This is a genomic window from Geitlerinema sp. PCC 7407, from assembly GCF_000317045.1.
GTDB lineage: Bacteria > Cyanobacteriota > Cyanobacteriia > PCC-7407 > PCC-7407 > PCC-7407.
In genome coordinates this window covers 1,611,035-1,636,794 of record NC_019703.1, presented here as the reverse complement: position 1 = coordinate 1,636,794, position 25,760 = coordinate 1,611,035, and the positions used below count along the sequence as shown (strand labels likewise).

Sequence of the window (25,760 nt, the reverse complement as noted above, 5' to 3'; positions counted from 1 at the left end):
AGCGAGCTATGCCGAACCTAGAGTCGTCAGCCTCAATTCCCACCATTACCAGCGATCGCGAATCCTCCCCAACTAGCCCTGCTGCTGCCTGCGTCGTCAACTTTTGGGGGGTGCGCGGTGGCATTCCGACCCCCGGCAAAAACACCGTCCAGTACGGTGGCAACACCGTTTGTGTCGAGGTGTTGGTGAACGGGCAGCGTCTGGTTTTTGATGGCGGTACGGGTCTTCGGGTCCTCGGTCAATCATTGCTGTCCGAGATGCCCCTCGAAGCCCATCTCTTCTTCACTCACTCCCACTGGGACCGGATTCAGGGATTTCCCTTTTTCACTCCAGCCTTCATTGAAGGAAACCACTTTCACATCTACGGCACCGCTGCTGTCAACGGCGCGTCGATGAAGCAGCGCCTGTCTGACCAGATGCTGCGGCCTCATTTTCCGCTCCAGCTCCAGATCATGCAGGCCACGCTAGAGTTTCACGATTTGCTGCCGGGCGACATGATCTGCCTGGGAGAGGTGACGGTGGAAACAGCGTCCCTCAACTACCCCACGCGGGCTCTGGGCTTTCGGGTCAGCTGGCAAGACCATGCCATTGTCTATGCGACCGATACGGAGTGCGAGATTGGTCAACCAAACAGCGCCCTAGCCCGATTGGCTAAGGGCGCTGATTTGCTCATTTATGACATTGCTGACACTGCCGAGGAATGCTATGGCCCCCACCGCACCAACGACTGCTGGCAAGATGGCTGGCGGACCGGTGTCGAAGTGGCCCAGGCCGCTGGGGCCAAGCAGCTTGTGCTGATGCACCACAGCCCCGCCTACGATGATGCCTATCTCGACCAAGTGTCTGCGCAGCTACAGGCGGCATTCCCCAAGGGGCTTGTGGCCCGAGAGGGAATGAGATTGCACGTTTCTTAAGGGTTTTGCACTGGCTGCTCGGCTGGGGAGTGGGCGATCGCCCGCTGTAGTTCTGCCAGCTGGCGGGCTGCTGCGCCCTGGACGAGCAGCTTTTCGGCAAGGGCCAGTCCCGCATTCAAGTCCGGGCAGGCGCCGCAGTGCCACAGGTAGCAGCCCCCGTTCCAGATAGCCGCATCCATGAGTTCGCCAGGCTGACCTTGCAAGACGCTTTGCAGGTCTTCGGTCAGCTTGGGGAGATCTTCGAGGGGCGCTTCTCGCCCAGCCAGGTCGTAGTCCCGAGGCACTAAGAGCTGCCGTTCAAAGTAGGGTTCGGCCTGGGTCTGGTAGACCCCCAGAATGGCGGTGCGATCGCGGGGCAGGTCGCAGCTTCCTTCTAAGCCCTTGACGGTCAGATAGCGCTTCACGCCGCGCCGGGTCAGAGCATCCTCAAACATGCGCTCCGTAGGCGGATGGACGTAGCCCGCCACAATCTGCATATCGCCAGCGTAAGGAGCCCAGATTAGCTCTAGGGTGGCAATGGGGGGGCGCTTGCCGAGCTGCTCGCGGTAGGGCACCAGCCCCTGAGCTAGCGGAAAGTGGTGAGGCAAATAGACAAATCCAATGCGGCTTTGGCGAAAGACCCGCTGCACCTGAGCCAGGGATAGCTGGGTCCAGTCCACGCCCAAGCCTTGCCAGACCTCGGTGAGAGGGACGCCGTACTTGGTGGGGAGGCGATCGCCGCCGTGAAGCACCACCGGGCACCCCGCCGCGGCCAACATTAGCGTGGTTAGGGGGCTGATGGGCGCCGTGCGCGATCGCCCGTCATAGGGAATGCCCAGGACCGTCACCGGATGGTCGAAAGACTCCGGCTGCAGCTTGGGGCCCCACTGGTCGTAGGCATCCAGCATTCCCGCCAGCTCCTCCCCCGTGGGACGGCGAATGCGGTGAGCAATCAAAAACGCCCCAATTTGGGCAGGCGTTGCCTCTTGGCGCAGCATCATCGCCATTGCCTGGGCCGCTTCGCTCCGGCTCAGAGGCTCATTGGTGTGGGGACCGCTGCCCACTTTCTTCAGCAGTTCACGAAAAGTATCGCTCATCAAAACCTCCCTTTTGGTCAGAGGCTAGGCCATGGCGTAGTAGACCGTGTCAGAGGCGCCCCCAGCCCCACCAGACGCCTTGGGGCTGGGAGTGGCGATCAGCTCGTGGACGAGCTGACGAAACCGCTGAATGGGGGGAATATTCAGGCGATCGCGCGTCGTCACCAGCACCACCTGGCGCGTCAGTCCCGGCGCAGCGGGCGATCGCACCGCCAGCAGCGGATCGCTCAGGGCGTTTAGGATCGCCGCCCGAGGCAGCAGCGCAATCAGCTCCCCTTGGCGAATAATGCCCCGAAACGCGTCCAGCGTGTTGAGTTCTAGCACCGCATTGAGCGTGGCCCCCTGACGCTGAAACTGCTCCTGCACCAGCCGCTGCATCCCGTAGCCATCCTTGAAGACCACCTGGGGATACTTGACCAGCTCCGACCACGGCACTGGATCAAACTGGGTCAACGGATGATCCGCCGCCATCAGAATCTCAATGGATTCGTCATAGAGGGGGTCAACCACCAGCTCCGCATTGGCCGTCAGCAGACGATTGTCCATCACGATCGCCAGATCCACCAAGCCATCGCGCAGCACCTTCAGGGCGCGATCGCTCCCCAAAGACGTCACGCGAAGCTGCACATCCGGATAGTCCTGGCAAAACCGCTGCAGCACCGGCGGCAGATACTGACCGCACACCGAATGGATCGCCGCAATGCACAGCTCAGGCTGCTTTCCAGCCATCAGATCCGCCAGTTCTTCCACCGCCTGCTTCCACTCTTGGCAAATGCGCCGAGCGCGGGGCAAAAAGCGTTCTCCGCCAATCGTCAGCTTGACCTGGGCCCCTCGATGAAACAAAGACACCCCCAAGTCCGCTTCCAGGCCCTGGATCTGTCGACTAACTGTGGACTGAGTGACTTTGCACTGGCGCGCCGCCTTCTGAAAACTGCCGGTCTCCGCCACCGCCAAAAATGCCTGCAACTGTTCTAGACGCATCTTGTTTCTAGATAACGGATGGCAGCAGCGCTAGCAGTTTCCGTACGGCCTGGCTGCTGGTCACTCGAACTTTGACCATTAGGGACACTGCTATCGGCTGCGTTTCGCTGGCAAAGGAGCAGACTGGATGTTCCTAGGTATTTAACCCTTCGCGGTCTTCCTCCAGCACCATCAAACTAGCAAACGCAGTTCTGGACGCCGATTGTTTTCTCAACAACGGGCGTTGCTGCGCCATAGCCTGCCAAAAAGCTACGTTAGGTGAGTTGTCTCGCAAATTTTGTATTCTTGGCTACAGTATTTTGGCGAGACTGCGATCGCCCTCTTTATCTTCCCCGTCAACCACCGCCATTTCGAGCCGCGATCTGTTCCAATTGAGACAGTCCCAGCGGAAACAACCACCCCCCCACCCAGTCTTCACATTCAAGGCCTCCGAAGAGTGACTGTCCATGCCCATCTTCTCCCCTGCGTCCCGGATTCCTCGCCTCGCTCCCCTTATTTTGAGCAGCGCCATTGTCGTTCTTCTGGGGCTGAGCAGCTGCAGCAGCCGCAATCGAGCCGCCGAACAGCTGGCTGAAGACAGCGCGACGGCCCAGCGCTTTAGCAGCAACCTGACCTTCGAGAACATCACCCTCGAGCAGGCAGACGAGCAAGGTCGCACCCTCTGGAAAATCAAAGCCAAGAGCGCAACTTACGACAAAGACAAGAAAGTCGCTCAGATTCAAAACCCCACTGGGGAGCTATTCCAGGATGGCAAGGCCGTTTTCAACGTCAAAGCCTCAAAGGGTGAGGTGCGGGAAGACGGCGATCAGATCTTTTTGCGGGGCGACATCGTGGCGACGGATCTGCGCAACGGGGTCGTGCTCCAGGGCAAAGAGATGGAGTGGAAGCCCAAAGAAGATCTGCTCGTGGTGCGCAACGGCATCACGGGCACCCATACCGACGCCAATGTGGTCGCCCAAGAGGCGCAAGCGACCACCCGTAAGCAAGAAATCAAGCTGGTGGGCGGCGTAGTCGCAACCACCAAAGATCCGCAAGCGCAGCTCAAGGCAGATCAGGCACTCTGGCAAGTCAAGGAAAGCCTAATTGTGGCAGAGGTGCCAGCAGAAGCGGGCGATCGCACGGTGAGAATCGATCGCTATATCAACAATCAGCTCTCGGACACCGCCGTCGCTCGCCGCATCGAAGTCAACGTCAAAACCAAAGTGGCGCTGCTCAAAGAAAAAGTGCAAATGAACTTTAGCGAGCCGCCCCTCCAGGTCACGGGCAGCCTGATCACCTGGAACTTCGACACCCAGATTGCTTCCTCCACCCAGCCTTTCACCGCCTACCACCAGACCCAGCAGGTTACCCTCTCGGCCAATCAAGGCGACCTCAACATTCCCCAAGACATGCTCTATCTGCGGACCAACGTCCTGGCCGTAGCCCAGCGAAACCAGTCTCGTCTCCAGTCCAACACCCTCGACTGGAACCTCTCCAGCGGCCAGGTTCAGGCCAATGGCAACGTGGTGTATCGGCAGATCGATCCCGCCTTTGAGCTGACAGGCCCCACCGCCGCAGGCAATCTGAACGACCAGACCGTCGTGGTGCAGGGCGGCCAGGTCGTCACCGAAATTGACCCCACGGAGCTCAACTAAGGCCTTGCCCTGCGCCCTGGGCTAGCTCGACGTCTGGGCCTTCGCCACGTTGCTGCTCAGGGGCTGGTTGCGGCGGCTGTCACCGAGGCGGGCGTTGGGGTCGTCCTTGGGCGAGGTCGGCTGCAGCGGCAGCGGCAGGGTGTTTGCGGATCCCCACTGCTGGACGAGAGCCTGCAAGAGCTGGTCTTGCTGTTTGCGGAACTGGTCGAGGTCTTCGCCCCGATTGAAGATGGCGAACCACACCAGGCCGCGATCGCGCGTCGGAATCGCCCCGGCGAGGGTGCTGACATTCCACAGCGTGCCGGTCTTCACGGCGGCGGCGGTGGGGATTTTGCGATCGATCAGGGTGCCCACGTCTCGCCCCGAGATCGGAAACAGGTCCGCTACGTTCATTCCCTGGGGCTGGAGCTCCCGCTGGATCGCCGCAAACATCGCGCACACGGCCCGGGGAGAAATTTTGTTTTCTTCGCCGAGGCCCGAGCCGTTTTTCAGCACAATTTCTTCCCGAGGCACCCCCGCCCCTTCCGCTGCTTTTTGGGCCACTTGGGCTGCGCCTCCCAGGTTTTGGGCGAGCATTTCGGCCATGGGGTTGTTGCTGTAGATGTTGAGCTGCTTGAGGATCTGGGCCAGGGTCAGGGACTGGTGGCGCAGGAGGGGCTGGGCCTGGTCGAGGCCGCCTTGGGCCGCGCGAACCTGACCGGCGATCGCCACCTGGGGCTTGGGGGTGCCCGGCGGCAGGGTGCCGTGCTGGAAGGCCGCCTCGCTTTGCCAGCGCCGAGCATCTAGGCCCTCGCGCAACAGCTCACCCGCCTTGAGCGGGTTCTCTTCATAGTTCATGTAGAAGTTGCCCAAGATGATCAGGTCGCCGGTCACCTGGCGCACGCCCATCTGGTTGAGGCTGTTGCCCAGGGCGATCGCCTCCTCCCAGACAAAGAAAGGATCCGCGCCCCCCTGAATCACCAAGTCTCCCCGCAGCGTGCCGTTTTCCACCGGCCCTGTGGCGCTCACCAGGGTCTCAAAGCGGTGGTCTGGTCCCCAGGTCTTGAGAGAGGCCAGGGAGGTGGCCACCTTGGTCAGCGAAGCCGCCGGCAGGGGCGTAGTGCCCTGGTGATTGGAGAGCAAGTTAGGCCCCGCCTGAATCCAAACCCCCTGCTGCTGCAGCTCTAGGCCACGGGTCGCCAAGCCCTGGAGATATTGCTGGGTGGTGGTTTGGGCTTTGGGGTCCGGCTTGCTTAGCAGCACAATCCAGGGGGTGCCGTCGAGGGCGTACTGGTTCACGGAGGGCAAGGAGGAGGAAACCCCCGTGGCGTCTAACCAGAGCGCCAGGATTCCAGAGCTGAAGAGTTCTAGCACGCCTTGTAAATCTCCTTGGATAGACGATGGACTGGGGCCGGTGCCTTGGGAGAGCGCCACCCTGGGCCGCCAGGCAGTAGCAGCGCTGCCCAAGCAAGCTCTCGACAACGCTAGCGCTTTGGGCTGGGACTGCTGATGGTTGATAGTAGCGGACAGAGCCAAAATTGGGGAGACCGCCTTGCCGGTCGAAGGGGGCGATCGCTGCTAGTGTGGAAGAATGGCGGCTGTCTCACCAACCCAATGGCAAAACCAGACCAAAATCAAGTTTTACGACGCTTACCGCTGGTGGTGGGAGCCCTGGGTGGGGTTCTTTTGTTCACCAACCGGCTGCTCACTCCGCTGCTGACCGACTCCCAGGCCCGCTCCGATGCTCTGGGGGTGATCCTGAGCGCGCTGCTGATCTTGACGGGGCTGCTGTGGCAGCGGGTCCAGCCGCGATCGCCCGATGCTGTCGATCTGGTCGGCCCCGAGGGCTTCGATCTGGCCTCCGATTTGCCAGAGCCAGTCAAAACAGAACTCGCTTGGGCCTCCCACATTCTGCTGACCAACACCGTCACCAAGTCCCTGGTGGTGTGGTACGACGGCCAAGTGCTGCTGCGCCGGGGCATTCTGGGGCCGGTCGCAGGCGTGAAGCCAGGCCCGATCCTGGAGCGGGTCCAGCAAAAGCAGCGGCCCGTTTATCTAGTGGACCTCAAGGTCTATCCGGGCCGCATTGAGTTTGACTATTTGCCCGAAAATACCCAGGGCGTGATCTGTCAGCCCTTGGGCGATCGCGGTGTGCTGATCCTGGGAGCCAACGCGCCTCGCAGCTATACCCAGCAGGACGAAAACTGGGTAGAGGCGATCGCCGCCAAGCTCGACCACACCCTCAGTCAGTCCCTTGTCCCCGCTCACCCCCCCGCCTAAATGCCTACCCTCACCCTTTACTGGCTTCTCGTGCTGCTCATGGTCGTCGGCATCATCGGTGCCGTCGTGCCCGGGCTACCAGGCTCCAGCTTGATCGTGGTTGGCGTCCTGATCTGGGGCTTTGTGAATGGCTTCGCGAGCATCAGCACCGCCCTCATCGTCACGGTGTTAGTCTTGCTGCTCAGCGTCGGGGTAGATCTTTTGGCTGCTTACCTGGGGGCGAAACAGGCCGGCGCCAGCCGCTGGGGCCAAATCGGCGCCATTATCGGCTTTTTCCTGGGATTTTTTGGTCTTTTGCCCGCCTTTTTGCTGGGAGGCCCCCTGCTGGGCATGCTGGTCGGCCCGCTGCTGGGCGCCATCATCGGCGAATATTTTTACTGCCGAGACTTTCAGCGATCGGTCAAGGCAGGCATCGGCATCGTCGTCGGCACGTTGCTGGGCAACCTGATCCAGGGCGCGCTGGCCTTGGGCGCCGTGATCGTTTTCCTGGTGACGACCTGGCCATACTAGGGAGGTTCGCTCCTCGAAAATTTTGGGTGCCAGAGCGAATACCGGCCCAGGAGTGCCGCGAGGCTATCCCTAGCCCATACAATGCCAGTATCGCCGTCTGTTGGAACATCACATCAGGTTGCAACATTCGGCTTTGCTGCGCTGCGGGAAGGCCATGTTAGGGAAACAGTTGGGTGGACGTTACCGAATCGTCGGTATGCTGGGCGCTGGCGGCTTCGGCCAAACCTACGTGGCAGAAGACACGCTCCGCCCCGGAGATCCTACGTGCGTTGTCAAACAGCTCAAGCCTGCTCGGCAGGATGAGGCGTTTTTGCAGGTGGCTCGTCGCCTGTTCAAGACGGAAGCCGAAACGCTGGAGCGTCTGGGCAATCATCCGCAAATTCCTAGGCTTTTAGCCTATTTTGAGGAAAATCAAGAGTTTTATCTGGTTCAGGAGTTTATCGCTGGGAAGTCGCTGACCGAGGAAATCAGCGACGGCCAGCAGATGAGCGAAGAGCAGGTGGTGCAGCTGTTTCAGGAGCTGCTGGACCTGCTGGTGTACGTCCACTCGGAAGGGGTCATTCACCGAGACATTAAGCCGAGTAATCTAATTCGCCGCACCAGCGATGGCAAGCTGGTCCTGATTGACTTTGGGGCGGTGAAGGAGATTCACGGCCAGATTGCCAGCCTGCCGGAGAATGGCGAGTTGACGGTGGGCATTGGCACCCAGGGCTACATGACCCATGAGCAAATCGCGGGGCGGCCGCAGTTTAGCAGCGATATCTACGCGGTGGGGATGATCGGGGTCAAGGCGCTCACGGGGCGATCGCCCATCAAGCTACCCATCGATGTCCAGACAGGGGAAATTCTCTGGCGGGAAGCCGCGCCGCCGGTCAGTGAAGCTTTTGCTGCGCTTTTGACCAAAATGGTGCGCTATTCCTTCACGGAGCGCTATCAGTCGGCGGCAGCGGTGCTCCAGGATTTGTACACGCTCCAGCACGAGGCGCTGGAGATGACGCTGCCACCGGTCACGCAGATTCCGCCGGAGGGCAGCGCCTCAATGCTTTTGGCGCAGCAAGGGCGGGGTCGTCCTTCGTGGAGAGTGGTGACGGGGGTCGGCGCGACGGCGATCGCCACGGTTGTGGCCCTGATCGCACTAAAAAACTGGGGGCCGTCTTTGGCACCCCTGGACTTGCCCCAAGTGGCCAATACTTCTTTGCAAGAAGTCAGCAGTCAGATTAGCTTTGGCGATCGCATCTTGACTCCAGGGCCGGCAAATCTGCGCAAGCAGGAGGGGGTCGATCGCATTGCTGCCGGTAACTATGATCAGGCGGTCCAGGCCCTAGAGGCGGCGCGCCGCGAAGCCCCAGACGACCCAGAGACCCTGATCTATCTGAACAATGCCCGAATCGGCAACAAGAACGCCTACGCCATCGCGGCGGTGGTGCCCTTGGGCGATACGCCCTTCTCGGCCCTGGAGATGCTGCGGGGTATCGCCCAGGTCCAAGACCAGGTTAACCAGGCGGGCGGCATCAACGGGACGCCGCTGAAGGTGGCGATCGCCAACGACAACAGCCAACCGGGCCTCGCCCAGCAGGTGGCGCGCGCCCTCGTGAGCAGGCCCGAAATCCTGGCCGTGATTGGCCACGGGGGCAGCGATGCCAGCCTGGCCGCCGGACCGATTTACCAAAACGGTCGGCTCCCCATGATCACGCCCATCAGCTCCGCCGTGCAGATCAGCGAGCTGGGCAACTACATTTTTCGGACCATGCCCAGCGATCGCCTGATGGCCCGCGCCCTCAGTAGCTACCTCACCGATCGCCTCGGCAAAAACCGCGTGGCGCTTTTTTACAACGCCTCAAGCGCCTACAGCAAATCCATCACCGACGAGTTCAAGAACGCCCTGTTCTATCGAACCGATAGCAAAATTGTGGCCGAGTACGACCTCTCCAGCCCCGTTTTCAACGCCTACGACAACGTTGAGGAGGCGATCGCCCAAGGCGCAGAGGCTATTTTTATCGCCTCCCACAGCGGCGTCTCCGATCGCGCCCTCCAGGTCATCCAGCTCAATCAGCGCCGTCTGCCCATCCTGGCCGGCGACAGCATCTACACCCCCAAGACCCTCCAGGTGGGAGCCGAGAACGCCGTCGGCATGGTGATCGCCATTCCCGCCGACGCCGTGCTCAGCAACACCAGCAACGCCTTCAAGGCCCAGGCAACCCAGACTTGGGGCGGTCTGAAGGAAATCACCTGGCGATCGGCCATGGCCCACGACGCAGCCCAGGCCATCCTAGTCAGCCTCGAGCAAGACTCCAGCCGTCGCGGCATTCAGCGATCGCTTTCTAATCCCGACTTTAGTGTCGCAGGGGCGACCGGCTCCCTGCGCTTCACAGAGTCGGGCGATCGCGACGGCGGTGTCCAGCTCGTCACCGTCGCCTCCATCGAGGAGCCAGGCGGCTTCCAGTATCGATATCAGCTGCTGCCAGCCAGCCAGCCAGCCCCGAAGCCCACCCCCAGTCCCCAAAGCCCCGAAGCCCCACCCCGCTAGGACAGCCCAAGACCCGCGATCGCCAGATCTTTGGCCAAGGCACCGCGATCGCTCAATGGTTATACTATACTAGTCGTAGTCGTTATGAGTTTATATAAAGATCCATGTCGCACCCAGCCGTAGAAAATCTTGTCATCATCGGATCGGGTCCTGCGGGCTACACAGCAGCCATCTATGCAGGCCGCGCCAACCTGAAGCCAGTGGTTTTCGAAGGCTATCAGGCAGGCGGACTGCCCGGCGGACAGCTCATGACCACCACCGAAGTCGAAAACTTCCCCGGCTTCCCCGACGGCATCACCGGCCCCCAGCTCATGGACCGCATGAAAGCCCAGGCCGTCCGCTGGGGCGCTGAGCTCTACACCGAAGACGTCACCTACGTCGACCTCAGTCAGCGGCCCTTCGTGATCCGCTCCGACGATCGCGAAATCAAGGCCCACAGCGTCGTCATCGCCACCGGCGCCACCGCCAAGCGCCTTGGCCTGCCTAGCGAGCATCAGTTCTGGAGTCGCGGCATCTCGGCCTGCGCCATTTGTGACGGCGCGACTCCCCTGTTTCGGGGCGCAGACCTGGTGGTGATCGGCGGCGGCGACACCGCGGCCGAGGAAGCGATCTACCTGACCAAGTACGGCTCCCACGTCCACCTGCTCGTGCGCCGGGAGGGAATGCGCGCCAGCAAGGCCATGCAGGACCGCGTCCTTGAGAATCCGAAGATAACCGTCCACTGGAACACCGTCGCGGTGGACGTCTACGGCAACGGCCTCATGGAAGGGGTGCGCGTGAAAAATATCCAGACCAATGTCGAGTCAGACATTCCCGCCAAGGGGCTGTTCTACGCGATCGGCCACACGCCCAACACCCAGCTTTTCCAGGGGCAAATCGAGCTCGACGAGGTCGGCTACATCGTCACCCACGGCTCTGTCGAAACCAACGTCGAGGGCGTTTTCGCAGCAGGCGATGTCCAAGATCACGAATTCCGGCAGGCCATCACGGCAGCGGGGACCGGCTGTATGTCAGCCATGCTGGCAGAGCGCTGGCTGTCGTCTAAGGGCTTGGTCCAAGAGTTCCACCAACAGGCCAGCGAGGAGGCCAGCAGCGCCGAGGCAGCGCCCGCCAGCAGCGCGGCTTCTCCCGAGACCTTTGACGTGAGCGTGACTCGTCACGAGGGCGGCTTTGCTCTACGGAAGCTCTACCACGAGAGCGATCGCCTGATTGTGGTGAAATACGCTTCGCCCACCTGCGGCCCCTGCCACACCCTCAAGCCGATTTTGAGCAAGGTGATCGACGAGTTTGACCCCAAGGTCCACTACATCGAAATCGACATCGAGCAAGATCCCGAGATCGCCGAAGCTGCGGGCATCGTGGGGACACCCACGGTTCAGTTCTTCAAGGACAAAGCCAAAGTAGCTGAGATCAAGGGCATGAAGCAAAAGAGCCAGTACCGCGACACGATCGAGGGCCTGATCTAGGCGTTAGAAGCGGCTTTTGAGCGATCGCTTGAACTGCTGCCACAGGCTCTCTTTGGGGCGCGGCTTGGGCTGGTAGGCGGGCACGCTCGAGTTCAGGTTGCGGTGGTACTCCCACACCTCCCAGTAGGGGCAACCGGGCTCGATGCGAATCCCCGCCCAGTGCAGATACTGGAGGGGCTGGCCCAGATTGGGGTCGACCAAGCGATGCCCCTCCTGCTGAAACTGGGGACTGCCAGCCCAGTTGCCCGGCGCCTTGCCAGGCCGCCGCACGATATTGAAGCGGCGCGCCACCCGCTGCAAGATCATGTAGTTGATGATGGGCTGGTCTGAGGTTTTCTGGGAGAAGTCAAAGTAGTCTGGGTGGGCGGCACACTCCCGAAAGGTTTCGTAGAGGTCTTCTTCTGACAGCAGGCCTTTTTTGGAGGCCCAAAAGCCACCATTGAACATGTCTTTGAGGGTCGCCTCGCTAAACACGCCGGTTTCGAGCACCTTGGGGGTAAAGACGTTGGTGATGCCCCCGGCGTGCTGGTAGTCGCAGCACAGGAAGTCGTAGTCAGCGAGGTAGTTGAGGTTGTCGATGATTTTCTCGAACACCACGATGTCGGTGTCGATGTAGAGAAATTCATCAAAGGGGCCAAACCAGCAGGCCTGCTTGCGAAATTGGTTGGGTCGGGCAAAGAATTCGCCGCCAAAGATCGCGTGGAGGTTGTCGGCGATGCGATGGATAAAGTCGAGATCGGGATAGACCTGAACGCCGTAGGCCTGAGCGAGCAACTGGGCGATCGCCTGGTAGTTGTCGTCGTAGGGAATGAGCATAATAGGCGTATCAGGGTCATAGAGACGAAGGCTGTTGAGCAGCGCGATCGCCTGATCCATTACGCGATCGTTAGCGGTGATATAGATTCCACGACTCATGGTGCGTCCTCTGCGTCTTCCTTAACTTACCCAGAGGAAGCGGAAGATCAGCGCTGTTGAGCCTCAAAATTCGCGATTTTGCGCCTTGGCTTACCTGCCCCTGTTGTCCACGCTCGTTACCGGAGCTTGCCCATGGATCTCGCCGAAAGCCTCAAAATGGCTGTCAAGACCCTGGTCACCAACCGAACCCGCAGCGCTTTGACGATGCTGGGGATTGTGATTGGCAACGCGTCGGTGATCGCCATGATCGGCGTGGGAGAGGGGGCTCAGCGCTTCATCAAGGACCAGTTCGAGGCCCTCGGCCCCAACGTTCTGTTTGTGCTGCCGGGCAGCCCCGACGCGGTGAACCGGCCGGTGATTCCGCCCAAGACGCTGGTGCTGGCCGACGCCGAGGCGATCGCCTCCCAGGTGCCCTCGGTCCAAGCCGTCGCCCCCGAAATCACCTCCAGCGAGCTGGTCAAGTACCGCAACAAGAACTCATCGTCCCTAGTCATCGGCACAACCCCGCCTTTCACGGCGGTTCGCAACTTCGAGGTCGAGCGGGGCCGGTTTCTGACCGAGCTAGACATCCGGCGCACCGATGAGGTGGTGGTCCTGGGGTCGGCGCTGGCCCAGAAACTCTTTGAGGGTCAAAATCCCATCGGCAAAACCGTGCGGATTCGCAACGTTCGGCTGACCGTGATCGGCGTGATGGAGCCCAAGGGCTCCAGCCTCGGCACCGACTTTGACGATACGGCGATTTTGCCCATCACCACCATGGCCGATCGCGTGGTGGGGCGCACCTCGCCCTACGGCCTGGAGGTGACCTGGATTTTCGCGTCGGCGCGGGACGAAAACAGCATGGAGGCGGCCCAGTTCCAGATCGAAAATCTGCTGCGCCAGCGCCACCAAATCACCGACGAGGACGATTTCACCGTCCGCAACCAGAAGGACTTGCTGGAGACCTTTGGAGCAATTACCGGGGCGCTCACCCTGATGCTGGCGGCGATCGCCGGGATTTCGCTCCTAGTCGGCGGCATCGGCATCATGAACATCATGCTCGTGTCGGTCACCGAGCGGACCCAGGAAATCGGCCTGCGCAAAGCCATTGGGGCATCCCAGCAGGATATCCTGCTGCAATTCATCATCGAGGCGGTAATCCTGTCCGCAGCGGGGGGCCTGATCGGTACGGGGCTGGGGATTGGCGGGATTGTCTTAGTCAGCAACTTCACCCCCCTCAAGGCCAGCGTTTCCCTTAGCGCCATTGTCATCGCCGTCACGGTGTCCGGCGGCATTGGCCTATTTTTTGGCGTGGTGCCAGCCCGCCAGGCCGCCCGTTTGGACCCCATTGTGGCCCTGCGCAGCAGCTAAACAATCAGCCTCCGAGAATTCCTTTTGACCGTCCAAAATTTGCGTCAGCCAGTACCCTGGTGAATGAAGAACCAAGGTGACGCCGATGCAGATTCACACGCCTGATTGGGTGAAGCACGCGGTTTTTTACCAGATCTTTCCCGATCGCTTTGCCCGCGCCCAGTCGCCTCATCAGCGAGTGTTGGTGTCCGGGCCGATGGAAGACTGGGAAACACCGCCCACCCTCCAGGGCTACAAAGGCGGCGACCTGTGGGGCGTGGTTGATGAGCTGGACTATCTTCAGGATCTGGGGATTACGGCGATTTACTTTACGCCGGTGTTTCAGTCGACCAGCAACCACCGCTACCACACCCACGACTACTATCAGGTCGACCCGCTGCTGGGCGGCAACGAAGCCTTGCGATCGCTCCTCGACGAAGCCCACCGCCGGGACATGCGGGTTGTCCTGGACGGCGTTTTTAACCACGCGAGCCGGGGCTTCTTTTTTTTCAACGACATTTTGGAGAATGGCCCCCATTCCCCCTGGCTCGACTGGTTCATCATCGAGGGCTGGCCCCTCTCGGCCTATGACGGCTCCAAGCCCGCGAACTATGAGGGCTGGGCAGACAACCGGGCCTTGCCGAAGTTCAATCACGACAATCCGGCGGTGCGCGAGTACATCATGAACATTGCGGAGTACTGGATTCGCTTTGGGATTGATGGCTGGCGGCTGGATGTTCCCTTTTGCGTGACGGCGGAGGGCTTTTGGCAGGAGTTTCGCCAGCGGGTGAAGACGCTGAATGCCGAGGCCTACATCGTGGGAGAGGTGTGGACGGATGCCCGCCAGTGGCTCGACGGGACGCAGTTTGACGGGGTGATGAACTATCTGTTTACGGGGCCGACGATCGCCTTTACGGTGGGCGATCGCGTGGTGATGGAGCAGGTGACCACGCCGGACTACGAAGCCTATCCGCCGCTGGACGCCCACAGCTACGGGGCCAAGATGCAGGCCTTAATAGACTTGTATCCCTGGGAGATCCAGCTGGCGCAGCTCAATTTGCTGGCCAGCCACGATACCGCGCGAATGCTCTCCATCGCGGGGGGCGATCGCGCCAGTGTGGCCCTCGCGACTCTGCTGCTGATGACCTTTCCGGGCGCTCCCAGCATCTACTACGGCGACGAGGTTGGCTTGGCGGGCGGGCTCGACCCCGACAGCCGCCGCACCTTCCCAGATTCGAGCCGCTGGGACCAAGAGTTTCTCGAGCTGCACCGCCGCCTGATCCAGCTGCGCCAGCAGTTTCCGGCCCTGCGCATCGGTCACTACCACATTCGCCAGGCCGAGGGAATGCTCTACGTCTTTGAGCGCACCCTCGAGGGCCAAACCCTGGCGATCGCCGTCAATGCGGGCACCGAGACAGCTGATGTCGAGCTGCCCGGCAGCCCAGCCCCCGAGGTGTGTTTTGCCACTCAGCCCATCACCGTCAAGGACACGGGCTCATCAGGCGTTTTTCGCCTCCCCGGTCGAACCGGCTGCATCGTGAAGCTCACCTAGGGGCGATCGCGCCACAGAAAATTCGGAGATGGCTGGCAGGTAGCTCCTTGGGCTCCTCCGCCTCTCACAGAGCTTTGTTTAAAGCATTTAAAAAGGTGAAAAATGCAAAAAAGGCACTTCAGAAGTCTGAAGTGCCTTTTTCCGGATCGGAGCGGCGGGATTTGAACCCACGACCCCTACTACCCCAAAGTAGTGCGCTACCAAGCTGCGCTACGCCCCGTCGCGGAATTCAATAGTAACACACGTTTCATAAAGAAACAAAACTTTTTCCTAAAAAACCTTTAGCGTCTGGCTGGCCCGCAGTAGGTCGGGCACCGACTTAGCAGGCCAAAAACCCTCTGCGCGGCGGCCCGAGGCCAAAATGAAGCGCAGGCTGTAGGCCGTGGGAAAGCCCTCAACTTCCATCCAGAGGCGATCGCTTTCGGCTTCGCAGGCGAGGCGCTCCTCGTCCATCAGCTCGGTCGCCATCGCCTGCATCGTGCCAGCTAGCTGGCCCAGCAGCTGACAAAAATCCTCTAGCTCAGCCGCCGTTAGCTCGATGGACCAGTCATCGGTACCCACCAGTCCCTGAAAGTCAGACGCGCTGGGGTCCCAGCCTAGGCGCCAGCCCGGCCCCTGCTTGATCAAGCGTTCCATGGCGCCCTACTTCAGCAAATCCGCCGAGCCCGGCTGGGGCAGCCCTGGCAGGCCTTGGGGCCGATTGGGCCGCGGGGTTGCTGGGGCGGGAGTGGGGGACTGGCTTTCGGTCAGGCGGGCCTGCCGGTTCGGATCGAAGTAGTTGACCAGTGCCTGCACTAGGGCCTCTCGCTCCGCTCGCGTCAGCTTGGCAATGGCGGCGCGATCGCCCTCTAGCGGGTTCATCGCCAAGGATTCACGGCCAGGGTAGCGGGCCTCTTCGATCAGCTCGTTGGCCCCCAGGTAGTCCGCCAGGGTGAGTTTCCAGTCCAGACGGTACTGGGGCGGGCGATCTTTGACAAACAGGTGATAGCGAACCAGACGATCGGCCAAGGTATTGTCTTCGGCAACCTGGCCCGAGCTGAGGCTCTTGTACTGGTTTTCCAGCGGCAGGGTAGGCAGCGCCTGATACACCGCGGCCCCTGCCTCCCGGTAGACCAGCCGCCCTGAGGTGGCGGCAGGCGGTGGGGGAATTTGGGCAGTGGCGGTCGGGGACAGCGGCCCCGCACCAAAGCAGAGGCTCACTGCCAGCCCGAAAGCCAGCAGCAAGGCCCATTGAGTAGAACGTGCGATCGCCACCGGTTTACTCTCCGATAATCTCGGGCTGGGTGAGCTCGTCCGACATTTCGATAATGGCGCGCAGCACCGGCTTCATGATGGGATCATCGCCATTTTCGAAGTCTTCGTAGCGGCGGCGCTTGGCTCGGTTGGCCACCTGCACCGTGATGCGATAGCGGTTGGAGGCAGCACTGATCAGATCCTCAGCTCGGTACATGAGCTGAGTGTTGTCAAAGCTATTGCGTTTTTGCATGGATGTCGATTTGACCTTGAGTTGCCGTTGAGTCATGCCAGAGTGGATCGAGGGTTGGTAGGGATGGTTCAGAAATTGAGGTGAAATTGTGGCTCTTACGGTCGAAATTTGGGCGATCGCCGCTTGTGGATACAATTTGCCTACTGTACGCATCATGCACCAAATCCGAGTCGATTGAATAGCTCGACGGCGCGATCGCCCTTGCAGGTTCCGCCCGCCAAATTCCCCGCCGCCGACTCCCAAACCATCCTGGGCAGACGCGCGAGCACCCGAAAGCAAAGACAGATCGAAGCGCTATCAGAGCGCTTCAGACTAGCTAGCAATCTTCTACCTTTTAGACGCGCTTTCGCAGCTTGGCAGCACCCAGGGCGCGATCGCCTGCCCCAGAGTGGCGCCAGGGTTGCAAATCATGTGCTTCTTTTAAGATTTGAAAACATCCTCGCCGGAATGTTACAGTTCCGCACAGGGTCATGATTGTTGATATGCAAACACTGGCACATCCGTCTTCACTCCCGCGCTCCGCAGCGATCGCTCCGCAGCCAAAGCGAATCGTTGCGCTCGGTGACAGCCTCATCTACGGCTATGGCGACCCTGAGGGGGGCGGCTGGGTCGAGCGGCTGCGGCGACAGTGGATGCAGCCCGGGACCGCTGGCCACATTCTCTACAACCTGGGAGTGCGGGGCGACGGCGTCAAGCAGGTTTCCCAGCGCCTCGAAGTGGAGTTTCGCCACCGGGGAGAGCTCCGCAATCGGGTCCCGGACGCCATCATCCTGTCGATCGGGGTGAATGACTCCGCCAAGGTGGGGCGATCGCAGGTCAAGAATTACACTCCCATCGACTCCTTTGAGACGCAAATCTCAGCGCTGCTCACCCAGGCGCAGCAGCTCTGTCCGGTGATCTTTGTGGGCATGATCCCGGTGAATGAAGCGAAAATGCCCTTCCTCGACTGCCTCTACTACAGCCACGCAGACCAGTACCGCTACAAGGAAGCCACGCGCCAAGCCTGCGCAGATCACCGCATTCCTTACCTGGATCTGTTTGATCTGTGGATGAGCCGGGGCGAAGCGTGGGGTCAGGTTCGCCTGTGTGAAGACGGCCTCCACCCCAATGTGCTGGGCTACCGGGCCATCCTCGACGATGTGCTGGCCTGGGAGGCGATCGCCCCGCTCAATCGCTAGTCCGCCAACAGGTTGGTTGGCAGCCCGTCAATGCTGACCAGATTTCGGGTCTGCCAATACTCGCGAATGCCGTCTTCGCCTTTCTTCTCGGCCCACTGATACAGCGTGTCGCGATCGCGCATTTCGTCGCACACCGGCACACCGTAGCCGCAGGAGGTCTGGGCGCTCTCGACCTGCATCGTCACGATTTGGCGCGTCCCCGGAAACAGCTCGAAGTGAGGGGCGATCGCCGACCAGGCTTCGTCTCGTGGAAACACCACTTTGCCTCGGCCATAGAGCCGCAAAATCAGGGGCTTGTGATCAAAGCTGCAAAACATCACCGTGATGCGATCGTCTTGCTGTAGGTGGGCCGCCGTCTCGTTGCCGCTGCCCGTCAAGTCCAGATAGGCCACGGTGTGAGCGTCTAGGCACCGAAACGTACTCATTCCCTTGGGCGAGAGATTAATGCGTCCCGCTGCGGGAGCCGTCGCCGTGAAAAAAATTTTTTGCTGAGCAATAAAGCTCTGAAGCTCCGGCGTCAGCTCCTCATAAAACTTTGCCATCCGAGTTTTCCTCTCATCAGGGGTCCCAGGCCGTCGGTCGGGGCTGTCCCCGACCGCAACCCTCTCTAGCAACCCAGGCTATCGCGGGTCGCCACGCCTGTCACCGGATTGACTCCCTCCGCCCGCTTGCAGAGCTCCTTGAGCTCGTAGCGATCGAGGATGGCGTCGCTAAAATCAGCTCCCGTCACGTCCACGCCCTCAAAACTCGTGCGGGTCGCTGTCACATCCACCAAAATCGCGTTGCGCAGGTTGGCATCCAGCCAGAAAACGCGATCGGCTAGGGCGCCCGTCAAGTTTGCCCCTTCCAGATTGGCATTGAGCAGCACGCCCTTCGTCAAGATGGCGTTACTCAGGTTTGCGCCCTCGAAGTTTGCGTTGCGCATCTCAGCGCTGACAAACACACCCCCCGACAAATCCTGATGAGAAAAGTCGTGATCGTTGAGGCGAATATTGCTGTAGTTGATCACCGATGGCTCCTCCGCCAAGGCAGGCTGGGCCGTGAGCAGCAGCCACAGGCAGACGAGCCCCAGCAGCCAAAGCAGGCCTAGGAGCCGTTTCCGAATCGTTTTTAGGGATGTCACAGGAAGCGTTAACATTATTCGACTTTATGTTTGAATCTACTTTTATTTTCGCAGTTCTCGGAGAGCCTGAGCAGAGTTCGATCGGCTTTGTTAAAGTCTTCTGGGCGATCGCAGACTTCATCTTTTGGCGAAGTGCAGATTTTACGACCAATCAAATTCACGCGTTTCTTGATTGGGTTTAAATTGATTTAAATCAGGAAATTTAGCATGAATCTTCAGTCATTTTCGAGAATTTTCATGCAAAACAAATCATGATTTTTAAAGTTTATTTTATATTGCTAATATCTAAAATCTAGACATTTGTTTAGCAGATTAGAAGATATTTTATCTAGATTTTTACTTATAAAAGTCAACGACTAGAAGTAAAAAAATCATTTAATCAGGTCACAGTAAATTTTTCTAGCAGCAGTATCTTTGGGAGGCGATCGCGGTCGGGACAGCAAGCCAGCCCATAGACCGCGATCGCCTTATCAAGTGGGTCTAGCTGCAAGCAGCCTTTCGCTTGAGCAGACATCCACCAACCGCCAGCAGCGCCAGTCCAGCGATCGCGCTGCTCTCAGGGACGTCCTTCGCTTCTGCGGCGTTCCAGCGATCGCGGGAGAAGACCTCAAACTCCTCTGAATTTTCTCGATTAGAGTAATAAACAGTTGTAGAGTTCGTCTGAAACAGGCCAAGGGTTGCACTGTTCAAGAAGAACTCATCTCGGAGCGAAAAGCCCATATTGGGATTGATACTATCCGTCTTGGGAGACAGATTGAAGCCAAGGAAATTGAGGCCCCGACCAGACAAGGAGAAGTGAGAAAACTTGAAGGGTGTCAAGAAAGAAAAAGACGTACCTGGCAAGCCCGAGTAGGCAGCCTTTAGGTTGCGCAGATTGAGGACGCTGTCTTTGTCATCTGCCAAATCTCCTTCGATCTGACCCGACAGCGTTTCTCCCGAAGAAAACGCATAGGAAAAGTTAAAGGTTGCGGCTTGGGCCGAGTCAGCCTGAAGGCCGTAGGCAGACACGAGCAGAGCCGTCGTAGCCGCGAAGGTGAGAGATTTCCTGAGCATCAGTGAAGCCTTGAGAACGGAAGTGAACTTCCTAAAGCAACATCGGAAATTCTCAGTTTCCGAAAAATTACGGATGATTTTGCTAGAGATTTTGTAAATCGACTACTGCTTCAGGAGGTAGAGCTCAATAAAGTGAATGATTTCTGACAGTCCCTGCTGCGTTTTCAGGTTCGTAAAGACAAAGGGTTTTTCCCCACGCATCCGCTGCGTGTCGCGTTCCATCACCCCTAGGTCAGCGCCTACGTGGGGTGCGAGGTCAATTTTGTTGATCACCATCAGGTCAGACTTGGTGATGCCAGGGCCGCCTTTGCGGGGAATTTTGTCGCCGGCGGCCACATCAATGACGTAGAGGGTGAGGTCGACGAGCTCGGGACTGAAGGTAGAGGCCAGGTTGTCGCCGCCGCTCTCGACGAAGATGATGTCTAGGGGCTGAAAACGCTGCTCTAGCTCTTCGATGGCGACTAGGTTGATGGAGGCGTCTTCGCGGATGGCGGTGTGGGGGCAGCCGCCGGTTTCGACGCCGATGATGCGATCGCGCTCTAGGGCCTGACTGCGCACCAAAAACTGCGCGTCTTCCTGGGTGTAGATGTCATTGGTGACGACAGCGAGGCGATAGCGATCGCGCAAAGCCTTGCACAGTGCATCCACGAGGGCCGTTTTGCCGGACCCCACAGGACCTGCAACCCCGATGCGTAAGGTACTCATTCAGCGCCTCCTGACAAACTGTCTTAGCTGCTTTTTAAGGACTTCTTAGGCCATTAGAGCAAATATCTCTACATTCTGGCTTTTAGCAAGTATTTGCTTGATTCGAAGGCTCCTGACAAGGGCGATCGCCCGCTAGCTGCGAAACAGGCGCGTGTACTGGGTCTCGTGCTGCATACTGGCCAAGGCCAGCCCCCAGCCGCAGTTCCCCAGCGCATCGTCCTCCAAAGTCAGCGCCGACTGGACGGTGGCTTCGAGGATCGGCTGCAGCTCCAGCAGTAAGCGCTGACCGGCAGTTTGGCCGAGGGGAATCAGCTTGACCCCGGCGTTGATCAGGTTGCTTGACCAACCGTGGAGGTACCCCAGGAGGGCCGCCTCTAGGGGAATTTGCCAGTGGGCTGCCGCCAGCGCAAAGGCCACGGCAAAGTTGCAGGTTTCCTGGAGCGGGGCGATCGCCCCGCCCAGATCCGGGGCCAAGACTTGCAGCAAGCGCAGGAGCGATCGCCCCATTTGCCAGCTCTGCTGCCGCAGCTCCTCGGTTTCGCGAACTGCCGACAGCCACTGGTTCCAGGCTTGCAGCCGCTCCCAGTCCGTCGCCTGCGCTGCGCCATAGGCTCGCACCATTAGGGCCGCCTCCAGCCGGATCGCTCCCACCTGTAGCTCCTGGCGCAGCCACTCCTGCAACTGTGCTGCATCGGTCACGATGCCTTGTTCCACGAGCCTTTCTAGACCTTCGGAATAGCTATAGGCCCCCACTGGCAGAGCCGCGCTGGCTAGCTGTAGCAGGCTCAGGAGCGATCGCCCCCCCACCTCAGTGCTCATGGGTCCCATGGTAGGCCCCCGCCTCTGGCTGAAAAGGAGCGACTTCCGGCTCTACAAGCAAGCCCAGCTGCTCCACCAAGGCCTGAAGGACCGGATCGGGGGACAGCCGAAGCAGCGTCGGTTGCAGCTCCAGGGCGACGTGGCGATTGCCCAAGTGGTAGGCCGCCCGCAAAAGATCGAAGGGCGTCTGGCCCCGCACCGTCAGCACCGGCTCCGGCTTGGCCACCACGCGGCCCCAGCACTGGCCATCCTCCGCTTCTAGCAAATCTCCCTCACGCAGCACCGTCCCCCGAGGCAGCTGCAAATGAACGGCTGAGCCATCGTCGAGGGTCAGGCGATAGCGACTGCGCGATCGCTCCTCCGCCGTCAGGGCCAGCGTGCAGTGCACCTCTGCCGCCGCATCCGGGGGCGATCGCCGCACCAGAGTCACCATAGTCACGGCTCCCAAACCAACAAACCGAGATCCACCTTACCAAGTCGGGTCCACAAACAGGTTCACCGTGAGCTGTTCCGCCCCGCTTGGCACCGATGAAATGCAGGCGCACAGCGTTGGCCCGCCCTCAATTTCCACTTCGCAGGCGTGACACGAGCCCATCAAACAGCCCGTGGGAATCATCACGCCCGCGCGTTCTGCCACCGTCAAAAAAGCCTCGCCGGGCTCTGCCTCAACCGTGACATCATCAGGAAGGAAGCGAATCTGGACACCCATAATTCTAAAGATTGTCTAAATGAAAAGGCGATCTGGCAGAGATGGCGTTTACTGTTTAGGTCAAGGACAAACGGGTACGTTGCACCGAAAGGGTTAGGGATATTAAGCGCACCAAGCGAATCGCTGGGCGCTTATTTTTTTGTCCAAATCAAGACAGAATCGGCTCGAGATTGAGGTAGGGCTCGATGTTTTTGGCCAAGGTATCCAGCATGGCCTCCCGCTGCTCTCGGTAGTTGGGAATGCCCGTGGGCAGAGACGCCAATCCCCGCTGCTGGCGCAGGCGGTTGAGCCAGGCCCGTCGCCAGGGGCCATTGTCAAACAGTCCGTGGAGATAGGTGCCCCAGATGGACTGGGTGCTGTCGACCATCCCCAGCATCGGCTCCTCAAACAGCGCTTTGTATTCCGATTCTCCCGTTCCGTCCTTATCTAATTCTAAGAACTGGGTTCGGCCTTGGTGAATTTCGTAGCCCGCCACCGGCAGGCCCGGCTGGGGATAGTGGGAAGAAACCAGGCGCTGGCGAGCGACTTTTTGGCCAGTGATGACCGTCTTGAGCGGCAGCAGTTCTAGGCCTTTGTAGCGGCCCTCTTGGCCTTCGATGCCCTCTGGATCGGCGATGATTTTGCCCATGATCTGGAAGCCGCCGCAGATCCCCAGGAGGGTGCCGCCCGCCGCCACATAGTTCTGGAGGGCTTCTGCCATGCCGTGCTTCTGCATGGCCAGCAGGTCGGCGATCGTGGTTTTGGTGCCCGGCAAGATGACGGCGTCTGGGTAGCCGAGGGGGTCCTTGAGGCCGAGGTATTTGACGTTGACGCTGGGCTCGGACTCGAGCGGGTCAAAGTCGGTGAAGTTGGAGATGTGGGGCAGGCGAATCACCGCAATAGTGGTGTCGGTGTTGGGTTTGCGGGGTCGCCGGTCCATCAGGTCCAGGGAGTCCTCAGCCGGGAAGACCTGGTCGAGCCAGGGCACCACGCCAATGACCGGGATACCGGTGCGCTCTTCGAGCCACGTAATGCCGGACTCTAGGAGCGATCGCTGACCGCGAAACTTGTTGATCACAATGCCCTTCACCAGGGCACGCTCGTCAGGATCCAGTAGCTCCAGGGTACCGACGACGTGGGCAAAAGCTCCCCCGCGATCGATGTCCACTACCAAGATCGTCGGCGCATTGAGATACTTGGCAACCCGCATGTTGGTCAGGTCGCGATGCTTGAGGTTGATTTCGGCGGGACTGCCGGCGCCCTCGCAGATGATCAGGTCAAATTCTTCGCGCAGACGTCGCAGGGACTCTTCGATCGCCTGCCAGCCCACCTCAAAATACTGGCTGTAATAGTCCGCGGCGCCCACGCGGCCGACGGGCCGCCCCTTGAGAATCACCTGAGAGGTCATGTCGCCCTGGGGCTTGAGCAAAATCGGGTTCATTTCGACCCGCGGGGTCACCCCCGCCGCCCAGGCCTGGACCGCTTGGGCATAGCCAATTTCGCCGCCGCTGGTCGTGACGTAGGCATTCAGCGCCATGTTTTGGCCCTTGAAGGGAGTCACACGCCAGCCTTGGCGCGACAAAATACGGCACAGAGCAGCCGTAATCAGGGATTTGCCTGCATGGGACGTTGTCCCCACAACCATGATGGCTTTCATCTAAATCTCCGAGAAATCCCGTGCGTGCGAGTCCCAATTTGGGCCAACAGCGCCTCGCCAAAGCTGGGGACCCAGGACAGAGAAATCAAGATTCAACGTCTGCCGCTGGCTGCTGGATCGCAAAACTGGGTGGATATTGTTTTGGCGGATGCTTCCTGTACGACCCCCTGAGTTGACAGAGAGTTCGACATTTTACTTTATCCCAGGGTGGCCTAGGGCGGACGCTTCTGTCATGTAGCCTCACATGCCAGGGTCATCGATCCGGGTTATCCAGCAGCCCTAAAAAGGACGGCGCAACCAGCGGGTCAAGAAGTTTAGCAGGTGGTCGGCGATCGAAGGCTGGGTCAGGCGATCGCCCCGCTGACGGCTTTGGCTGGCATTGTCGAGCAGGTAGCGGCACAGCGGCGTCAGGCGAAAACTATCGGTAATCCCTTGGCCATCGACCTCCCGGCGCAGCACGCCCACCTGGATCAGCCACAGCATGCCATTTTCCGCCGCCAGATCCGAGATGACACGCTGGGTGTACTGGTTTTGGAGGCCCGCCCGACCCGCGATCGCCTTCAAACCGACACTCTGGTAGCACATCGTATTAAACAAGTGCAGCCGAAACGGCGAGCAGCGAATCGCCCGCGCCGCTCGGTGAAGCGATCGCTCAGAGTACTGCACGCTGTAGGTTTGAGAAGAAGTTGCAGGCATGATGGGAGAAACTAGAGGTCGCTGAAAACCAAAGATTAAGTCGGAGGCGTGGAGTGCTCCAGAGGCATTTCACGCTCTGTTACATATCGTGACATACTCCCAAGCCTGACCACTGGGCACCCCCACAAAATTTGCTCTCCCACGTCACAGCCATTGGCGCTTAGCCCACGGGACTCTAGTAAAGGCTGCTTGTTAAGACTGCGAGGGTTAAGCGAAAACTTGACCATTGGGCATCGTCGCCCCGCTCAGGTTCGCATTCTGCAAATTGGCGTCCCGGAGATTGGCCCGCCGCAGATTGGTATCGATCAAAATCGCCTCACTCAGGTCTGCCTCGCTGAGGTTCGACCAGTTGAGCTTGGCCCGATAAAGATTCACCCGGATCATCTTGGCGCCCCGGAGACTGCTCCAGATCAAGCTAGCGCCCCGCATCTTGGCGTTGGTGAAGTTGGCGCGACGAAGGTTAGTGCTGCCGAGGTTAGCGCGCGTCAAGTCGGCGTCCGAGAGATTTGCGCCCTCAAGAGACGCACCGCTCAGCACGGCTTGGCTGAGGCGAGCCCCCGTCAGATTGGCACCGTTCAGAACGGAGCCGGACAGGTTGGCATTGTCGAGAATGGCGTGCTCGAGGCAGGTTTCAACCAAACGAGCGCGGCTGAGGTGAGCGCCGGTGAGGTTGGTGCCGTAGAGATTTGCCCCGCTGAGGTTGGCTTCGCCGACAATGGCATCGGAGAGGTTGGCGCTACGAAGGTTGACTTCGCTGAGGTTGGCGCTGCGCAGGCTCGAGCCGCTCAGATCGCTGCCCATGAGGTTAGCCCCCAGGAGATTTGCCCCGATTAGGTTGCATTCTTGGAGCATGGCTCCCCCGAGGTTGGAGCCGCTGAGGTTGGCTTCGCGAAAGTTCACGCCAGTCAGGTTAGAGCCGCTCAGGTTCACTTCTATTAGATGAGCTTCGCGGAAGTTCACATCCCGCAGATCAGCATTGACCAAATTGACTCGGGTCAGTTTGATTTCTCGAAAATCACGTTCGCCGGCTGCATACCGCCTCAATAACTCGCCAGCATCCATAGGTTCGGTCTCATCCCCTTCTCCATCAGCATGCCCAAAGGCTTCCTAAATTTAGCGCCTTTGGGGCCAAAGCGCTTAATCTTAATGCTTTTGAGACGCGATTTGGGACTGGTGGATTTTTTCTTGTTTG

At 59.7% G+C, this 25,760-nt stretch carries 26 protein-coding genes and 1 tRNA gene; 9 read left to right on the top strand and 18 right to left on the bottom strand.

Annotation, left to right across the window (positions count from 1 at the left end):
- Positions 1 to 8: 8 nt before the first annotated feature.
- The gene (locus GEI7407_RS06965) at positions 9 to 914 is read left to right on the top strand and encodes an MBL fold metallo-hydrolase (protein WP_015171432.1); all 906 of its coding nucleotides are present in this window, start codon (positions 9 to 11) and stop codon (positions 912 to 914) included.
- Here GEI7407_RS06965 and GEI7407_RS06960 read toward each other — a convergent pair.
- Together GEI7407_RS06960 and GEI7407_RS06955 are read right to left on the bottom strand one after the other, a co-directional pair.
- Entirely contained in the window at positions 911 to 1,990 is a 1,080-nt protein-coding gene (locus GEI7407_RS06960) for an anthranilate phosphoribosyltransferase family protein (protein ID WP_015171431.1), read from the bottom strand. The two genes, GEI7407_RS06965 and GEI7407_RS06960, sit on opposite strands and share 4 nt — an antisense overlap.
- A 24-nt stretch (positions 1,991 to 2,014) precedes the next feature.
- The gene (locus GEI7407_RS06955) at positions 2,015 to 2,971 is read right to left on the bottom strand and encodes a LysR family transcriptional regulator (RefSeq protein ID WP_015171430.1); all 957 of its coding nucleotides are present in this window, start codon (positions 2,969 to 2,971) and stop codon (positions 2,015 to 2,017) included.
- A 446-nt stretch (positions 2,972 to 3,417) separates the two neighbouring features.
- On the opposite strand from GEI7407_RS06955, the gene lptC reads away from it, so the two are divergent.
- A complete protein-coding gene (gene lptC, locus GEI7407_RS06950) occupies positions 3,418 to 4,605 on the top strand; it encodes an LPS export ABC transporter periplasmic protein LptC (RefSeq protein WP_015171429.1) in 1,188 nt (395 codons plus the stop codon).
- A 21-nt stretch (positions 4,606 to 4,626) separates the two neighbouring features.
- Here the strand turns inward: lptC and GEI7407_RS06945 are convergent, their stop codons facing one another.
- Entirely contained in the window at positions 4,627 to 5,958 is a 1,332-nt protein-coding gene (locus tag GEI7407_RS06945) for a D-alanyl-D-alanine carboxypeptidase (protein ID WP_015171428.1), read from the bottom strand.
- Between the two features lie 240 nt (positions 5,959 to 6,198).
- Here GEI7407_RS06945 and GEI7407_RS06940 point away from each other — a divergent pair, with 240 nt between their 5' ends.
- The 4 genes from GEI7407_RS06940 to trxB all read left to right on the top strand — a co-directional run bounded on the left by GEI7407_RS06940 (position 6,199) and on the right by trxB (position 11,367).
- Positions 6,199 to 6,864, top strand: a complete 666-nt coding sequence (locus GEI7407_RS06940; RefSeq protein ID WP_041268307.1) for a cofactor assembly of complex C subunit B — start codon at positions 6,199 to 6,201, stop codon at positions 6,862 to 6,864.
- Positions 6,865 to 7,374: a DUF456 domain-containing protein gene (locus GEI7407_RS06935; protein ID WP_015171426.1), complete on the top strand. Its 510-nt coding sequence runs from the start codon at positions 6,865 to 6,867 to the stop codon at positions 7,372 to 7,374.
- 154 nt (positions 7,375 to 7,528) lie between these two features.
- Positions 7,529 to 9,901, top strand: coding sequence for a bifunctional serine/threonine-protein kinase/ABC transporter substrate-binding protein (locus GEI7407_RS19380; protein ID WP_015171425.1), 2,373 nt, complete (start codon positions 7,529 to 7,531; stop codon positions 9,899 to 9,901).
- 104 nt (positions 9,902 to 10,005) lie between these two features.
- Positions 10,006 to 11,367, top strand: coding sequence for a thioredoxin-disulfide reductase (gene trxB, locus GEI7407_RS06925; protein ID WP_015171424.1), 1,362 nt, complete (start codon positions 10,006 to 10,008; stop codon positions 11,365 to 11,367).
- Positions 11,368 to 11,370: 3 nt separating this feature from the next.
- Here the strand turns inward: trxB and GEI7407_RS06920 are convergent, their stop codons facing one another.
- Complete coding sequence (locus GEI7407_RS06920; protein WP_015171423.1) at positions 11,371 to 12,282, bottom strand: Npun_R2821/Npun_R2822 family protein; 912 nt, start codon at positions 12,280 to 12,282, stop codon at positions 11,371 to 11,373.
- Between the two features lie 132 nt (positions 12,283 to 12,414).
- Between GEI7407_RS06920 and GEI7407_RS06915 the strand changes: the two genes are divergently transcribed.
- Together GEI7407_RS06915 and GEI7407_RS06910 are read left to right on the top strand one after the other, a co-directional pair.
- On the top strand, positions 12,415 to 13,632 hold the full coding sequence (locus GEI7407_RS06915) for an ABC transporter permease (protein ID WP_015171422.1): 1,218 nt from the start codon (positions 12,415 to 12,417) through the stop codon (positions 13,630 to 13,632).
- 85 nt (positions 13,633 to 13,717) lie between these two features.
- Positions 13,718 to 15,163, top strand: coding sequence for a glycoside hydrolase family 13 protein (locus GEI7407_RS06910; RefSeq protein WP_015171421.1), 1,446 nt, complete (start codon positions 13,718 to 13,720; stop codon positions 15,161 to 15,163).
- Positions 15,164 to 15,309: 146 nt separating this feature from the next.
- Here GEI7407_RS06910 and GEI7407_RS06905 read toward each other — a convergent pair.
- The 4 genes from GEI7407_RS06905 to GEI7407_RS06890 form a co-directional block, all read right to left on the bottom strand.
- Positions 15,310 to 15,383 (bottom strand) — tRNA-Pro (locus GEI7407_RS06905).
- 50 nt (positions 15,384 to 15,433) lie between these two features.
- On the bottom strand, positions 15,434 to 15,799 hold the full coding sequence (locus tag GEI7407_RS06900) for a DUF1818 family protein (protein ID WP_015171420.1): 366 nt from the start codon (positions 15,797 to 15,799) through the stop codon (positions 15,434 to 15,436).
- A gap of 6 nt (positions 15,800 to 15,805) precedes the next feature.
- The gene (locus GEI7407_RS06895) at positions 15,806 to 16,417 is read right to left on the bottom strand and encodes a hypothetical protein (RefSeq protein WP_015171419.1); all 612 of its coding nucleotides are present in this window, start codon (positions 16,415 to 16,417) and stop codon (positions 15,806 to 15,808) included.
- 4 nt (positions 16,418 to 16,421) lie between these two features.
- Positions 16,422 to 16,649 carry a DNA-directed RNA polymerase subunit omega gene (locus GEI7407_RS06890; RefSeq protein WP_015171418.1) on the bottom strand — a complete coding sequence of 76 codons (228 nt, stop codon included), beginning with the start codon at positions 16,647 to 16,649 and terminating at the stop codon, positions 16,422 to 16,424.
- A 482-nt stretch (positions 16,650 to 17,131) separates the two neighbouring features.
- Between GEI7407_RS06890 and GEI7407_RS06885 the strand changes: the two genes are divergently transcribed.
- Positions 17,132 to 17,827 (top strand): GDSL-type esterase/lipase family protein, encoded by a 696-nt coding sequence (locus tag GEI7407_RS06885; protein WP_041268777.1) that lies wholly within the window; start codon positions 17,132 to 17,134, stop codon positions 17,825 to 17,827.
- On the opposite strand, the gene GEI7407_RS06880 is transcribed toward GEI7407_RS06885, so the two are convergent.
- From GEI7407_RS06880 to GEI7407_RS06835, 10 genes are all read right to left on the bottom strand, one after another.
- A complete protein-coding gene (locus tag GEI7407_RS06880; RefSeq protein ID WP_015171416.1) occupies positions 17,824 to 18,369 on the bottom strand; it encodes a pyridoxamine 5'-phosphate oxidase family protein in 546 nt (181 codons plus the stop codon). The two genes, GEI7407_RS06885 and GEI7407_RS06880, sit on opposite strands and share 4 nt — an antisense overlap.
- A gap of 65 nt (positions 18,370 to 18,434) precedes the next feature.
- On the bottom strand, positions 18,435 to 18,965 hold the full coding sequence (locus tag GEI7407_RS06875) for a pentapeptide repeat-containing protein (RefSeq protein ID WP_015171415.1): 531 nt from the start codon (positions 18,963 to 18,965) through the stop codon (positions 18,435 to 18,437).
- Positions 18,966 to 19,430: 465 nt separating this feature from the next.
- Positions 19,431 to 20,003 carry a PEP-CTERM sorting domain-containing protein gene (locus GEI7407_RS06870; protein ID WP_015171414.1) on the bottom strand — a complete coding sequence of 191 codons (573 nt, stop codon included), beginning with the start codon at positions 20,001 to 20,003 and terminating at the stop codon, positions 19,431 to 19,433.
- Positions 20,004 to 20,105: 102 nt separating this feature from the next.
- Positions 20,106 to 20,708: an urease accessory protein UreG gene (gene ureG, locus GEI7407_RS06865; protein ID WP_015171413.1), complete on the bottom strand. Its 603-nt coding sequence runs from the start codon at positions 20,706 to 20,708 to the stop codon at positions 20,106 to 20,108.
- A gap of 132 nt (positions 20,709 to 20,840) precedes the next feature.
- Positions 20,841 to 21,536: an urease accessory protein UreF gene (locus GEI7407_RS06860; RefSeq protein ID WP_015171412.1), complete on the bottom strand. Its 696-nt coding sequence runs from the start codon at positions 21,534 to 21,536 to the stop codon at positions 20,841 to 20,843.
- Positions 21,517 to 21,960 carry an urease accessory protein UreE gene (ureE, locus tag GEI7407_RS06855; RefSeq protein ID WP_015171411.1) on the bottom strand — a complete coding sequence of 148 codons (444 nt, stop codon included), beginning with the start codon at positions 21,958 to 21,960 and terminating at the stop codon, positions 21,517 to 21,519. The genes GEI7407_RS06860 and ureE overlap by 20 nt, the downstream gene beginning before the upstream one ends.
- 36 nt (positions 21,961 to 21,996) lie before the next feature.
- A complete protein-coding gene (locus tag GEI7407_RS06850; protein WP_015171410.1) occupies positions 21,997 to 22,236 on the bottom strand; it encodes a 2Fe-2S iron-sulfur cluster-binding protein in 240 nt (79 codons plus the stop codon).
- A gap of 148 nt (positions 22,237 to 22,384) precedes the next feature.
- Positions 22,385 to 23,872, bottom strand: a complete 1,488-nt coding sequence (gene cobQ, locus GEI7407_RS06845) for a cobyric acid synthase CobQ (RefSeq protein WP_015171409.1) — start codon at positions 23,870 to 23,872, stop codon at positions 22,385 to 22,387.
- Positions 23,873 to 24,151: 279 nt separating this feature from the next.
- Positions 24,152 to 24,568: an Npun_F0494 family protein gene (locus tag GEI7407_RS06840; protein WP_015171408.1), complete on the bottom strand. Its 417-nt coding sequence runs from the start codon at positions 24,566 to 24,568 to the stop codon at positions 24,152 to 24,154.
- Positions 24,569 to 24,775: 207 nt separating this feature from the next.
- Entirely contained in the window at positions 24,776 to 25,630 is an 855-nt protein-coding gene (locus GEI7407_RS06835) for a pentapeptide repeat-containing protein (RefSeq protein ID WP_015171407.1), read from the bottom strand.
- Positions 25,631 to 25,760 lie beyond the last annotated feature (130 nt).